The following is an 11,893-nucleotide window of genomic DNA, read 5'->3' on the forward strand; positions in this document are numbered from 1 at the left end:
GTCGCCGAGGATCCACCATGGCGAATGTCTCCAAGCTTCTGCACACCACCACCGACCCCGAGACCTTCCTCATCAACCTCAAGGCGGAGGATGGCGACCTTAAAGAGGCCAAGCAGAAGATCCGCATGTGCCTGCGGCTTGCCTTCAGAGAGGCGTCTCGTGAGCGCTTCGACGCAGACGTACAGCCCCGGTTCTTCACGCAAGGCAGCAGCAGTTACCGCACGCTCAACGATCCCGCATGGCCTCCGAGCCAGCAGAAGGATCTCGACGACGGCTGCTACCTTCCGTTGTCGTTCGTGAAGGGCGAGCGGCCGTCGAAGGCGGCGAAACAGTTCTTCGAATTCGTCGATACTGTCCTGGGCGGACTCGCCGAGGCTGAAGGCTGGACGCTTATCAAGAAGCCGACCTGCGTGCGCCTTGAGATCGCGCTCGACGCCCATGTGGACATCCCCCTCTACGCGATCCCAGATCACGACTTCGCGCTGCTCGAAGCCCGGGCGCAGCGGATGGACAAGGCATACGACCACGCGCCGAAACGTTGGGAGGATCTGCCTTCGAACGCGGTCCTGCTCGCGCACCGCGACGACGATTGGGTCGAATCCGATCCGCGAAAGATCCACAAGTGGTTTGTTGATGCCGTCGATATCTACGGCGAGCGCCTCCGTCGCGATTGCCGTTACCTGAAGGCGTGGCGGGATCACCACCACCTCGACGACGACAAGCTGTCGTCGATCATGCTGATGGCTTGCGTCTGGACCGCCTACGAGGCGATCCGAGGCCCGTTCTTGCCCGACCGGGAGGACGAGCGCCTGCTTCGCGTCGTCGAGAGGCTGCCGGGGATGCTCACGAAGGGCATGCCCAACCCAGCCAGCAAGGACGAAGATCTCAATCGCATGTCACCCGAGCAGCGGTCTCGGGTTGCTGCCGAGGCCGGTGAGCTCCGTGACCGGCTGAAGGAAGTCGTCGAGGCCTGCGACGAGAAGCGACGCGCGATCGATCTCATGCAAGCCGCATTCGGGAGGCGGGTGCCGGATCGGCCAGATCTCGTCAGCATCCCCGTCCGGGCCGAAGCAACCATCACGTCTCAGCCCAAGAAGACCGTTCCCGCTCCCGTGGTCGGACGCTCGCAGAGTGGCTGATAGGCCGAGCGCGGCCCGGCTAGCGGTCCACGACGCCCTGCGTCAGCGCGGCTTCGAAAGAGTGGCCCCGGTATCCGGCGCGCCGCACTATGCCGGCACTCTTGATCGCGATGGTCTCCGAATTCCTGTCACGATCGAGGTCAGCGACCTCGATTTCGTCAGGTACCCGCGCATCTGTATTCAGGCTGGTTTTGCCATGCCCGATCGCACGTTGCCCCATCTCCTCGGCGTCGATCGGTCGGTCTGCTACTACGGCAAGGGAAGCGTGGTCCTCGACCGCTACAAACCCGGCAGCACCGTGCTGCAATGCCTCGAGCAGGCCGAGACGGTTCTCAGGAATGCGATCCGCGGCCGCTCGGACGGCGACTTCGCCGACGAGTTTCAGGCCTACTGGAGCAGCATTTTCGTCTACGTCGACCTTCCGGAAGGCTATTCTGGACCAGCGCGCGTCCGACCAGCGAAGCTCGACCGCGGCGATGTGAACGCGCTTGTCGTGACGACTGGGCGGTCGTGGTTCGCGGCCGAGCCGAGGGGGAGGCGTCGCGACGAGGAAGACGACACGCCAGTGGACGTAGTTTCCATCGACCATCCTCTGACCTTCGCATCCACCGAGGCGTGGCCCCCCACGACCGTTGCAGACATCAATCGCTGGCTGGAAAAGGCCGCGCCAGACCTCGTGGGTCGACTGGAAACGGTTCTTCAGACCCGACTCGGGACATCTGCGACCGTCTTGGTTCGAGCCCCGAATGGGCTGTACTGCTATCAGGTCGACGTCCCGCAGCACCTGCGCAAGCCCGAATTTTTGAAGAGCCGGCGACATCGCCTGCCCGAAACGATGGCGCGTCAGCCCGTCTCGCCGCCGATCGAACGGTCCATCGGCGTGCGCGCCGACGCCGACTACATGTTCGGTCGGAACCTCGGCAGGACGAAGAGCCTCGTTGACAAGCGGATTCTGCTGATCGGATGCGGCACGATCGGAAGCTTCCTCGCGCATCAACTCGCGCAGTGCGGAGCCGGAGCCAAGCACGGGTACCTCTCGCTCGTCGATCCCGATGTTCTCACCACCGGCAACATCGGCCGGCATCTTCTGGGGGTACCCTACCTCGGGCGCAACAAGGCGGAGGCGTGCGCGTCCTACTTGATCGAGCAACTGCCACTCCTGGCGATCGAAGGATATGACGGGGATGTCCGCGAGCAGAAGCTTTCTTGGGATCGCTACGACCTCGTCATCGACGCGACGGGTGAGGAAGCTTTGTCGATCGCCCTAAATGAGATTGCCGTACAGGCCCGCCCGCGATTGCCGCCACACCTCTTCGTGTGGCTTCTCGGCAATGGTGCTGTCGCTCAGTGTATCCTGACGGGCGAGGCAGACCGTGCCTGCTTCAAGTGCCTCAAGCCGGATCTAGCAGGGCAACCTCGATTTCGTGCGATGCGGCCGGAGACCGTCGTGGAGACGGTCACAAACGTCGCTTGCGGCGACGCAGCCTACGTGCCGTTTCCGGTTTCCCGCTCCGTCGCGGCGGCGGCGTTGGCGTGCGATCTTGTGATCGACTGGGCGAACGGTAATCCAGGCCATCGCTTCCGATCTCTCACACTCGACCATCACCGTGCCTTCCAGGTTCAGGATGGCAGTCCGACGAAGATTGAATTCTGTCCTGCCTGCGGTGGTCGAGAGTGATTCTGCAGACCCGAAGCGAGGGATTGATTCTGCTCAGGCCAGGGATCGAGCGGACCATCGCCACGTACGTCGCCGAAAATGAAATTGGGCTTGAGGCCGGCGGCATCTTCATCGGCAGCTATCGTGGGCCGCATATCGAAATTGGCAGCTGCACAACGCCGCTGCCGCGCGACGTACGAAAGCCGACCCTCTTCGATCGCAGCGATCCGGGACATCATGCGGCAGCGCTCGAGGCCTGGAAGGAAAGCAGTGGAACGGACACCTACGTCGGCGAGTGGCATACCCATCCGGTCGATGACCCAGTTCCATCCGATCTCGATCTGCGAACATGGCGCACCATCATGCGACGGGTGTCCGATCCGCTCATCTTCCTGATCGCCGGCCGTCGATCGATCTGGTGTGGACGCGGAAGAGGGGGAGAACTTGCAGCGCTCACCGTTATTGATGCCGCCTGAGACCGCACCTTCAGCGTGTAGGAGGTCGGCATGCCCGAACCGTCCGGAGCAGGACAGTTCCGCGACGAGCATCTGTCCTTCAGCTTTGCTTACATCCGAGCGCGGTTGCGTGGGAACACCGCCGGCTACTGGCGGTTCGTCGCATTCTTCCCGGCCGCTCTTGAAGTCGAGGCTGCCTGTGGGGCGATGCGGGCCAGACGCCTTTTCACGCCGATGCGGCGCTCACCCACAACGGCTCGGGACGTTCGCCGACCGGATTCCTTGACCTTCGACCTCGAGGATTCGCGTCCACTTTCGACTTCGAGTGAACCCGAGACGAAGTCGAGTGGTGAGTCGCCTCTCGTTCACCCGTGAGATGTCGAGGTACGAGACATCTCGCAGACAGCGGAGCGACCTCGACGAGGACGCGAGCAATTACATCCCCCTTCGAGGTCGAAGAACTCGAATTACATGAGCTTCCCCGAAATCTCATTGTAATTACATCTTACAGATTAGACATTACACATTGGACATTAGGCGAGAAAAAATCAGTCGAGGTACTGATCATCATGCTGGCACGGACAGCCGATAAAATGTTCTATAGCGACTCGGCGCATGCGTTCGTTCATCTCTTTGAAGCCTGGGCCGTGGATAAGTCGACCCATCTCGTAGTTCCGCTCGTACATGGCGACGAGCTTTTCCTCGTCACTGCGCTTTTCCCTGCTGAACAGGCTGAGGATGGCCATTAGGATGTTCATCAGTCGTAGTCCCCACCTCGATTCCCGTAACTCTTAAAGAAGTCGAGGCCATCGCTGCTCGACTTGGCGAAGTCCCGGACTGGATCATCCTTGCTGGCCGTGTACACGGCGTCCGCCAGGGGTTGCGGGTCCATGGTGTGGGACTTTGGCCAGAGCGTCTGGTTGATCTTGGTCAGGTCATGCTGATGCTGTTCGAAGCAAGCCACGAGGTCGTTGTTGATCTCGGTCAGTTCGGCGACACGTGCTTCGGCGGCTTCGAGCCGGCGGTTTAAGTCGCGGATCGCACCGCGGAAGGGTTCGAGGGCATCAGCCATTGTTCTTGTCCTTCTTCTGGTTCCGGCTGCGCCAGAGCTTCAACGGGTCGTAGTGGCCGCGGAGCAGGTTCTTCGGGTCCTTGGCATTGTTGGCCACCCGGTTCACCTCGATGGTCGCGAACAGGGTTTGATCCAAGAAGACCTCGGCGATCAGTTCCTCGAACTCGTCCCACCACATCCGGGCGACGCACCCGTAGTGAACGGTGGTGCCAGGGTACTTGCTGATGAACTGACCCAGCAGTGGGAGCGCGGTGGCGCAGCCGTTGTCGCGCATGGCGAACGTCTCGTCGTAGAGGCTGCGGTAGAACTGCCAGCACGGCTCGCCCATCTTCTCGGCGTGGCCCTTCTGTTCCAGGTAGCGGGCGAAGAAGTCCGGGTCGTGCATCTGCGTGGCACCGCTCCAGGCGCTGAGGAGGCTTGAGGGCGTGAACGGCTGGGTCTGGGTGAACATCTGCCAATTCAGGGCGTAGCGGCTGCCGTGCCACTTACCGCGGATCTCTGGGCCGTTGTCGTAGTAGTTGATCGTGGCGAGGGTGATCTCGGCCGGCGTCGGGAATCCGTGAGTCGGTATCTCGATGGTGGTGACGGCCTCGGGCTTTACCGCATCGAGGGTGGAGTAGTCGAACGACATGGTGGGAAGAACCTCATCAATGAACGGCCGCTGGTAGCAGGGGCGGGTTGAAGAGCGCAATATTAATTCATTAATGACAGGGCGGCTTTAACCGCCTATATCTGCCTCACCGCTAGGCCGCAATGTTATGGCCTTACGGATTCTTAATTTTACAAGATTTCGACACAACATTTTACTAACCAACGGATCCATAAGATGTACGAAAACTTGGGTATCATCATCGGGGCCATCGACTTCGCTGTCGCGATCTACATCACCAACCTGCTGATCACGGGATTCCGAAAGGGGATCGACCACCTGATGGTGGCAGTGAGCGACTTGTCTAAGACGCCGCGAGACAACTGGTTCGCGCTCGCAGTCCAAGCGATGCGGAACGCGAACATGGCAGAGCGCTCGTGATGTGGGAGACTATATTCGGAAGCAAGGTGATGTTCCCCATCACCTTGGCGGCGGTGGCCATCATGTTCCTAGGCGACCCGAAGTGGGTGTTCTGGTGCGTCTACGGCGTCCTGGCCCTTCAGTTCAACGGCTGGTTCTATTGAGACTATCGGCTGCAACGGAGCCTGAGAGAGTTGGACGAGCACTTCAAAGCGAAGTCTCAGCGGAACAACTGAACCACCACATCTATCGACGACCACCGTACTTCAGGTCGTCGATCTATAACTTGAGGATATTATTGTGCATAACTTTACTCGCGAATCCCTTCGCCCGAACCGGATCTACGTCGAACTGCCGTACGGCTTCTACAACATCGTCCAGATGACCCCGCGCTGGCTCGACGGTCAGACGCTTCAGCTCGCCCTGTCCATGGATGACACCAGGGGCAATCGTGCGCCTGCCGGCGTCATGACCCGTCACGCCGGCCTGAAGCAGACCTGTCCGGGTCTCGCCGACGCCCTGGCATGGTGCAAGGACCGCCGCATGGGCGTGAAGATGGTCACGGTCCCGCTGGATGTTCCGCCGGAGGATCTCGTCGCCGAGGCGAAGGCCCGGTTCGACGGGAATCGGTGCGTCGGAAATTTGTACGAGTACCTGACCCGGACCTCGTACAAGACGTGGAGCTATCGCGTTGATGACCGAGAGATTAAACCCATCATCCGAGAGGTGCCCTGCGATCCCGCGTACATCTACTCGCACCGGCTGATGTTCACGAAGCCGAACGGGGCTTTCGAGTTCAAGATGCGGTGGTGCTGATGATCAGAACGATCAACGGAGCCGTCTACATCGACGCCGAGAAGTTCTTAGTCACGCACCTGCGGGCCGGTCGCGACTATCCCGAGCTTACCGAGTGGTGCAAGGCGCGGGGCAAGCCGTTCCGGGAGGTATGGCGGGGCAGCCGCTGGTACATGGTGTTCGACGACCCGGACGTGGCCTTCGAGTTCAAGATGCGGTGGTGCTGACCCTTAAATAGGGTCATGACGATCTCCGACGCCGACCTTGAAACCCTCACCGCCTACATCCTCGACCTCGAAGCCCAGTGCGCCTTCCTCCTGCAGGAGCGCGACATGTACCGCCAGGGACCGGCAGCCGCCCAGGCCCAGGCGAAGGCCGCCCTCGACGCCTGCCCGCCCGGCTACGTCCGCGGGAACGCCGGTCAGCTCGTCCTCGTCGACCACGAGCGCATCTACGCGATGCTGGCCGAGATGAACCCGCCCATCGTGCGCAAGCGCGCGAAGAGGCCCGATGGGGAGATGTTCTGATGAACCGCCTCCTGTTCCCGGTCTCGGTGGCCCTCGTCGTCCTCGTCATCGTCCTCGCGCTCGTCGTACCCCGGTCGAAGCCCGAGCCCGAGATTCCCGCGCCGGTCCCGACCCTGGCCGCACCGACTCCCGTCGCGCCAGCGCCGGTCCACCGCCCTGCCCCGCACCACCGCGGGCATCATGGCCATCACGTTCGGCCGCCGGCCGACGAGCCGCTGGTGAACGCGCCGCTGGTCAACAGGCCGGTCCGGAATCGGCCGGCGTACGCGACGGATTTCTAAACGGTGGGCCGGCATGATCGGGGCATGGCCAGATTCGTGCTCCACGCCACCCATCCTGACACCGTGACTGCGCGCTGGCCGAAGACGGTCACCTTCGACCAATCGGATGTGTACGTCGGCGAGTTCACGGATGTGGTGACCTTGGCCATGATCAGCACGAAGGTCGCTCCTGTGAAAGCGGCGACTGTTGGCGAATTCGCGAATTGGCTGCGCGACAATGCCCCCTCGGCGCGTATCGTGCTCCGGCACCCGAAAGAGCTTCACTGGTGCTTCGAGGTGGCGATCACGTCCCGGAAGCAAGCCTTCCACTACCGGCTGCGCTGGACCTAAGCCCCCCGCCAATTCATGGCGAACTCGAAGCCCTCCTCCGGGTGGGCGAAGCCGATCCAGAGCCGGTGCTTCCGCCACCGACCGGGCCTGCCGAGGTTTCGGAAGTCCCAGGTCACCTCGCTCCGCGCGCCGTACCGTTCCCGGAGCCACGTCGAGATGCTCGGGCTGAACGTCCCATCCGACTCGAAGACCTTGGGCCAGCGGACCGGGTCGAGTTCCAGATAGGACCGGAACGTCCGGGCGAAGTCGCGCTGAAACGCAGTCATCCACGGCTGGATCTCGGGTCGCTCCCGCTCGTCGTCCACGGAGTCGGGTCGGCCGACGCTGGCGGCTCGGACCTGCTGGTCGAGGTGGTCCATCAGCTTCGAGAATCGGGACTTGGTCTGAGTGGCCGCGGCCTCGGGCGTCTCCGGCTCCGCCTGCACCGGGTCAGACCCGCACAAATCTGCACCCTTGGGAGCATCTATTTTAAGATCTAAGGAAGAAGGGTTTTCGAGGGGGTGCGGCTTGGACAGCCGGTCGGGCTGGGCGACGAACCGCTTCGCCCACCACTCCAGCACAGCCTGTGATTGCACGGTGATCAGCGAGGTCGCCCGGAGGCGGCGCTTGATCTGGAGCAGGCGGTTGGTGGCCTTCTTCAGGGCGTTCTGGACGACCCGCTGGCAGACTCTGGCCCGCGCCGCGATGGCGGCCACGGCGAGGTCGCAGTAGCCCTCGATGCGGCACCGGAACAGGATTACGGACAGGGCGGCCTGTTCGCCCAGGGTGTAGTCCCCGGCCGTCGCCGCTTCCCAGGCCGCGAGCCGGGCGATCCGGCGGCGGTGCCACAGGCGCTCGGTGCGGGCAGCGCGCTCCTCCGGCCCCATGAACCGGACCCGGACCGTCTTGATTACGGCATTGGCGCTGAGGGTGGACGTGGGCACGACCGCGGCGACTGCTTCGCCGATCCTGCCGCGGATCTTGGATGCCGCGTGCTGGCGCGTCTTCCGCCGGGCCGATTCCTCGTAGAGGTCCTGGCACTGGGCGTCGGAGATCTCGCCGTCGAGCCAAGCCCGATTGATCTCGTGGTGGATGGCGTCGAGCCCGGCCACCGTACCCTCAGAGCCGAGGATACGTCCGCGCAGGTGCTCGGTGAGCGCCTGACCCTCTGAGTACTCTAACATCAAGCTCACCGAGGTGAGCCGCAGGCACACGTTCAGACCCCGCTCACCCCCATGGGGCTTGCGGGCCGAGTCCTGCTCGACTAGAGAGGGAATTGCGAGTTGACCTACTCTAATCTGCAAGACCGAAAGCCCTGATCCGCACTGCGGGTCGGGGCTTTTGGCGTTTGGGTCTGGCGCTTACGGCGGCATTGCTACTCCAGGCCCGCGGGAATGCGGGACCACAGCGAGTTCTGCAACATTCCCGTCAGAGACGCAACGCATTTGAAGATTCACGATTGTATTCGAATCAACATGTATCGATTCAAGACAGCATCGATTCAATTTTTTAGTTTCACAATTTTCGTTAGACGAAAATGTACGGTGGTGATTGTTGGAAGATCTGCTGGACAGCCGCCGGATCCCCGCCTAGCTCTATGCGTGGCAGTGGAGGCCGGCGATGGACTACGAGCAGATTGAAAAGGCGAAGGCCGACCTGAAGACGTTGAACAAGGTCGAGCGCGAGGTGATGGCTGCGTACGAGACCGTCCGGCGGAACGTCGGCATGCTGGAGCAGATCCCCCGCGACCAAGGCACCACCGACGAGTGGCGGGCACTGCGCGAGACGAAGGTCAAGGCGCGCGCGGTGCTCAAGCGCTTCCCGACGCCGGAGTACCTCGCGTCGATCCGGGCCGTGGTCCTCGGCCGGATCATGGTGGCGTGATGGTCACGGTCTGCTGCGACAATCCAGAGGACGCCGAGCGCCTCCCCCACAACATCGAGATCGGCGTCCACCTCGTGGACATGAATGTCGATCACGAGGGCGAGGCAGAGGACGCGCTGAATGCCGAGGTGGTGGCCTGGATCAAGGCCAACATCTCCCGCGGCGGGGCCTGGGGCTTCTTCATCTTCGTCGGGGACGCGGTGATGGAGGAGTGCCCGACCACCAAGGCGCTCGTCCCAGTGGACCCTACGAGCTACCTCGTCCGATTCCGGCGCTGGTCCGACGCGTTCCAGTTCAAGATGCGCTGGGTGTAGTGCCCTCGCAGAGTGCCCTCGCACTCGCAACCGGCGTCTGTAAGCTGTTCATTTTGCTCACAAAAACGCGCTGGCGCTCCCAAGGGGAATCGAACCCCTGTTTTCGCCGTGAGAGGGCGACGTCCTAGACCGCTAGACGATGGGAGCTTTCCGGCGGCGCGGGGCTGCTATAGCCACCACTCGGCGGGGGAGCAAGTGCCTTCGTCAGGAAATCCGCCGCGGCGGGTCGGATCGGGGGCGAATAGCGGTCGTGGTGGACAACGTGCAGGACGAGCGGGCCGGGATCGTGGCCGAGGGAGGCGTGCGGCTCGACCGGGCGCTGGTCGCGCTGTTCCCGGATCTGTCCCGGGCCCGGCTGCAGGATCTGATCCGCACCGGCCAGGTTCAGCGGGACGGTCTCCCGGCGCTCGACCCGGCCGCCAAGGTCGCCGCGGGCGCGCGCATCGTGCTCACGGTGCCCCCGGCAGCCCCGGCGGAGCCGGTGGCCGAGGCCGCGGATCTGCCGATCGTCCACGAGGACGACGACCTGATCGTCATCGACAAGCCCGCCGGCCTCGTGGTCCATCCCGCCCCGGGCCACGAGAGCGGCACGCTGGTCAACGCCCTGATCGCCCATTGCGGAGCCAGCCTGTCCGGCATCGGCGGCGTCCGCCGGCCCGGCATCGTCCACCGCCTCGACAAGGACACGAGCGGCCTGATCGTCGTCGCCAAGAACGACGTGGCCCACCAGGGCCTCACTGCCCAGTTCGCCGATCACGGCCGGTCCGGACCGCTGGAACGCGCCTACGCCGCCGTGGTCTGGGGCCTGCCCCAGCCGCGGGCCGGGACGATCCAGGCAAGCCTCGCGCGGTCGCGCTTCCACCGGGAGAAGATCGCCGTCGTCTCGGACGCGAGCGGGCGCCACGCCGTGACCCACTACGCGGTGGCCGAGGCGTATCGCGAGGCCGCCCTCGTGCGCTGCCGCCTGGAGACGGGCCGCACCCACCAGATCCGCGTGCATCTCGCCCATCGCGGACACCCCCTGCTCGGGGACACGGTCTACGGCGGCGCCTTCCGGACCAAGGCGGCCCGCCTGACGCCGGAGGCCCGCGCCGCCCTCGCGGCGCTCGGGCGCCAGGCACTCCACGCGGAACTGCTGGGCTTCAGCCACCCGCGGACCGGCGCGACGCTGCGGTTCGAGAGCCCACTACCGCCCGATATGGCCGCGCTGGTGAACGCCCTGAGGGCGGAAGAGGACGGGCCGCCGCGCCCGTAACCGCCGCGTCGCGGCGTGCGAAAGATCACGCCGTACCGCGTCACATCGTGACATGGTACGACCAAAATCGCCGGTGGCGCGTTGTTGACGACGTGGGTGTCATCGACCGCGACCGGCTCCCCGGCGTCCCGTACGAGATGGGGGGCCGGCAGGGTCGGCTCAAGAGCGGCCCGAGTGGACGGCACTGTTGTCCGTCGCGTCCGCCCGACAGGGGGACATAAGGTCCAGGAGAATGCCATGGCCGGTACGCTGCCCGTGCTCGCCAACGAAGGTGGCCTCTCGCGCTACCTCGACGAGATTCGCAAATTCCCGATGCTGGAGCCGTCGGAAGAGTTCACGCTGGCGAAGGCCTGGCGCGACGCCGGCGATCGCGAGGCCGCGCACCGCCTCGTGACGTCGCACCTGCGCCTCGTCGCCAAGATCGCCATGGGCTACCGCGGCTACGGCCTGCCGATCGGCGAAGTCGTGTCGGAGGGCAATGTCGGCCTCATGCAGGCGGTCAAGCGCTTCGATCCCGACAAGGGCTTCCGCTTGGCCACCTACGCGATGTGGTGGATCAAGGCGGCGATCCAGGAATACATCCTGCGCTCGTGGTCGCTCGTGAAGATGGGCACGACCGCGAACCAGAAGAAGCTGTTCTTCAACCTGCGCAAGGCCAAGGGCAAGATCTCGGCCCTCGACGAGGGTGACCTCAAGCCCGATCAGGTGAAGCAGATCGCCACCCGTCTCGGCGTGCCCGAGCAGGACGTGATCGACATGAACCGGCGCCTGTCCGGCGACACGTCGCTCAACGCGCCTCTGCGCGAGGAGGGCGAGGGCGAGTGGCAGGACTGGCTCGTGGACAACAGCCCGAGCCAGGAGACCGTGCTGGCGCGGGAGCAGGAGGGTCAGAACCGCCTCTCCGCGCTCAAGGACGCCCTCGGTGTGCTCAATCCGCGTGAGCGCCGCATCTTCGAGGCCCGGCGCCTCGCCGAGGACCCGATCACCCTGGAGGACCTCTCCGGCGAGTTCGGCGTGTCTCGCGAACGCGTCCGGCAGATCGAGGTCCGCGCCTTCGAGAAGGTGCAGGAAGCGGTCAAGCGCAACATCGCGAGCCGCGAGCTGCCCAGGACCGGCCTCGAGGCCCGCTGAGCCGAGCCGGCGCGCGACGCGCCGGGCGCGCCGGCTCGGGTCAGGGCCCGGACGGCGGGTGCCGT

The 11,893-nt window shown here is 64.0% G+C and carries 17 protein-coding genes and 1 tRNA gene; 13 read left to right on the forward strand and 5 right to left on the reverse strand.

What is annotated here, in order from left to right; genetic code table 11:
- Window positions 1-17 precede the first annotated feature (17 nt).
- Genes BLW78_RS21350 through BLW78_RS21360 form a run of 3 tightly spaced genes read left to right on the forward strand, consistent with a single transcriptional unit; the run spans window position 18 to window position 3,272 of the window.
- Window positions 18-1,139 (forward strand): CBASS cGAMP synthase, encoded by a 1,122-nt coding sequence (locus BLW78_RS21350; RefSeq protein WP_091681955.1) that lies wholly within the window; start codon window positions 18-20, stop codon window positions 1,137-1,139.
- Complete coding sequence (locus BLW78_RS21355) at window positions 1,132-2,817, forward strand: ThiF family adenylyltransferase (protein ID WP_091681957.1); 1,686 nt, start codon at window positions 1,132-1,134, stop codon at window positions 2,815-2,817. The genes BLW78_RS21350 and BLW78_RS21355 overlap by 8 nt, the downstream gene beginning before the upstream one ends.
- Window positions 2,814-3,272 (forward strand): Mov34/MPN/PAD-1 family protein, encoded by a 459-nt coding sequence (locus BLW78_RS21360; protein WP_170855214.1) that lies wholly within the window; start codon window positions 2,814-2,816, stop codon window positions 3,270-3,272. The genes BLW78_RS21355 and BLW78_RS21360 overlap by 4 nt, the downstream gene beginning before the upstream one ends.
- Window positions 3,273-3,799: 527 nt before the next feature.
- Here the strand turns inward: BLW78_RS21360 and BLW78_RS21365 are convergent.
- The 3 genes from BLW78_RS21365 to BLW78_RS21375 are packed head-to-tail and all read right to left on the reverse strand — an operon-like array spanning window position 3,800 to window position 4,954.
- Window positions 3,800-3,997 carry a hypothetical protein gene (locus tag BLW78_RS21365; RefSeq protein WP_139307716.1) on the reverse strand — a complete coding sequence of 66 codons (198 nt, stop codon included), beginning with the start codon at window positions 3,995-3,997 and terminating at the stop codon, window positions 3,800-3,802.
- Window positions 3,998-4,008: 11 nt separating this feature from the next.
- The gene (locus BLW78_RS21370) at window positions 4,009-4,323 is read right to left on the reverse strand and encodes a hypothetical protein (RefSeq protein WP_091681962.1); all 315 of its coding nucleotides are present in this window, start codon (window positions 4,321-4,323) and stop codon (window positions 4,009-4,011) included.
- Window positions 4,316-4,954 (reverse strand): hypothetical protein, encoded by a 639-nt coding sequence (locus BLW78_RS21375; protein ID WP_091681964.1) that lies wholly within the window; start codon window positions 4,952-4,954, stop codon window positions 4,316-4,318. Before BLW78_RS21375 ends, BLW78_RS21370 begins: the two co-directional genes overlap by 8 nt.
- A gap of 195 nt (window positions 4,955-5,149) precedes the next feature.
- Between BLW78_RS21375 and BLW78_RS21380 the strand changes: the two genes are divergently transcribed.
- The 6 genes from BLW78_RS21380 (at window position 5,150) to BLW78_RS21405 (ending at window position 7,265) form a co-directional block, all read left to right on the forward strand.
- A complete protein-coding gene (locus tag BLW78_RS21380; protein WP_091681965.1) occupies window positions 5,150-5,353 on the forward strand; it encodes a hypothetical protein in 204 nt (67 codons plus the stop codon).
- Window positions 5,354-5,632: 279 nt separating this feature from the next.
- Complete coding sequence (locus BLW78_RS21385; RefSeq protein WP_091681967.1) at window positions 5,633-6,148, forward strand: hypothetical protein; 516 nt, start codon at window positions 5,633-5,635, stop codon at window positions 6,146-6,148.
- The gene (locus tag BLW78_RS21390; protein ID WP_139307717.1) at window positions 6,142-6,354 is read left to right on the forward strand and encodes a hypothetical protein; all 213 of its coding nucleotides are present in this window, start codon (window positions 6,142-6,144) and stop codon (window positions 6,352-6,354) included. Before BLW78_RS21385 ends, BLW78_RS21390 begins: the two co-directional genes overlap by 7 nt.
- A gap of 15 nt (window positions 6,355-6,369) precedes the next feature.
- A complete protein-coding gene (locus BLW78_RS21395; protein ID WP_091681971.1) occupies window positions 6,370-6,654 on the forward strand; it encodes a hypothetical protein in 285 nt (94 codons plus the stop codon).
- Window positions 6,654-6,935 (forward strand): hypothetical protein, encoded by a 282-nt coding sequence (locus tag BLW78_RS21400; RefSeq protein ID WP_091681973.1) that lies wholly within the window; start codon window positions 6,654-6,656, stop codon window positions 6,933-6,935. The genes BLW78_RS21395 and BLW78_RS21400 overlap by 1 nt, the downstream gene beginning before the upstream one ends.
- Window positions 6,936-6,959: 24 nt before the next feature.
- Window positions 6,960-7,265 (forward strand): hypothetical protein, encoded by a 306-nt coding sequence (locus BLW78_RS21405; RefSeq protein WP_091681975.1) that lies wholly within the window; start codon window positions 6,960-6,962, stop codon window positions 7,263-7,265.
- Here BLW78_RS21405 and BLW78_RS21410 read toward each other — a convergent pair.
- Window positions 7,262-8,428, reverse strand: a complete 1,167-nt coding sequence (locus BLW78_RS21410) for a hypothetical protein (RefSeq protein ID WP_139307718.1) — start codon at window positions 8,426-8,428, stop codon at window positions 7,262-7,264. The two genes, BLW78_RS21405 and BLW78_RS21410, sit on opposite strands and share 4 nt — an antisense overlap.
- Window positions 8,429-8,864: 436 nt before the next feature.
- Here BLW78_RS21410 and BLW78_RS21415 point away from each other — a divergent pair, with 436 nt between their 5' ends.
- Together BLW78_RS21415 and BLW78_RS21420 are read left to right on the forward strand one after the other, a co-directional pair.
- Window positions 8,865-9,128: a hypothetical protein gene (locus BLW78_RS21415; protein ID WP_091681978.1), complete on the forward strand. Its 264-nt coding sequence runs from the start codon at window positions 8,865-8,867 to the stop codon at window positions 9,126-9,128.
- On the forward strand, window positions 9,125-9,442 hold the full coding sequence (locus BLW78_RS21420) for a hypothetical protein (protein ID WP_139307719.1): 318 nt from the start codon (window positions 9,125-9,127) through the stop codon (window positions 9,440-9,442). The genes BLW78_RS21415 and BLW78_RS21420 overlap by 4 nt, the downstream gene beginning before the upstream one ends.
- Before the next feature lie 71 nt (window positions 9,443-9,513).
- Here BLW78_RS21420 and BLW78_RS21425 read toward each other — a convergent pair.
- Window positions 9,514-9,589, reverse strand: a tRNA-Glu gene (locus BLW78_RS21425).
- A 103-nt stretch (window positions 9,590-9,692) separates the two neighbouring features.
- Between BLW78_RS21425 and BLW78_RS21430 the strand changes: the two genes are divergently transcribed.
- Entirely contained in the window at window positions 9,693-10,697 is a 1,005-nt protein-coding gene (locus tag BLW78_RS21430; RefSeq protein WP_170855215.1) for an RluA family pseudouridine synthase, read from the forward strand.
- 237 nt (window positions 10,698-10,934) lie between these two features.
- Entirely contained in the window at window positions 10,935-11,828 is an 894-nt protein-coding gene (rpoH, locus tag BLW78_RS21435; RefSeq protein WP_091681981.1) for an RNA polymerase sigma factor RpoH, read from the forward strand.
- Window positions 11,829-11,893 lie beyond the last annotated feature (65 nt).

Source organism: Methylobacterium sp. 275MFSha3.1 (assembly GCF_900108435.1).
Taxonomy (GTDB): domain Bacteria; phylum Pseudomonadota; class Alphaproteobacteria; order Rhizobiales; family Beijerinckiaceae; genus Methylobacterium.

What these genes read in the sequence shown, in the direction of transcription:
- BLW78_RS21415 (WP_091681978.1), top strand. Translation starts at nt 8,865, where the DNA reads ATGGACTACGAGCAGATTGAAAAGGCGAAGGCCGACCTGAAGACGTTG.
- BLW78_RS21405 (WP_091681975.1), top strand. Translation starts at nt 6,960, where the DNA reads ATGGCCAGATTCGTGCTCCACGCCACCCATCCTGACACCGTGACTGCG.
- BLW78_RS21400 (WP_091681973.1), top strand. Translation starts at nt 6,654, where the DNA reads ATGAACCGCCTCCTGTTCCCGGTCTCGGTGGCCCTCGTCGTCCTCGTC.
- BLW78_RS21370 (WP_091681962.1), bottom strand. Translation starts at nt 4,323, where the DNA reads ATGGCTGATGCCCTCGAACCCTTCCGCGGTGCGATCCGCGACTTAAAC.
- BLW78_RS21375 (WP_091681964.1), bottom strand. Translation starts at nt 4,954, where the DNA reads ATGTCGTTCGACTACTCCACCCTCGATGCGGTAAAGCCCGAGGCCGTC.
- BLW78_RS21350 (WP_091681955.1), top strand. Translation starts at nt 18, where the DNA reads ATGGCGAATGTCTCCAAGCTTCTGCACACCACCACCGACCCCGAGACC.
- rpoH (WP_091681981.1), top strand. Translation starts at nt 10,935, where the DNA reads ATGGCCGGTACGCTGCCCGTGCTCGCCAACGAAGGTGGCCTCTCGCGC.
- BLW78_RS21380 (WP_091681965.1), top strand. Translation starts at nt 5,150, where the DNA reads ATGTACGAAAACTTGGGTATCATCATCGGGGCCATCGACTTCGCTGTC.
- BLW78_RS21395 (WP_091681971.1), top strand. Translation starts at nt 6,370, where the DNA reads ATGACGATCTCCGACGCCGACCTTGAAACCCTCACCGCCTACATCCTC.
- BLW78_RS21365 (WP_139307716.1), bottom strand. Translation starts at nt 3,997, where the DNA reads ATGGCCATCCTCAGCCTGTTCAGCAGGGAAAAGCGCAGTGACGAGGAA.
- BLW78_RS21410 (WP_139307718.1), bottom strand. Translation starts at nt 8,428, where the DNA reads ATGTTAGAGTACTCAGAGGGTCAGGCGCTCACCGAGCACCTGCGCGGA.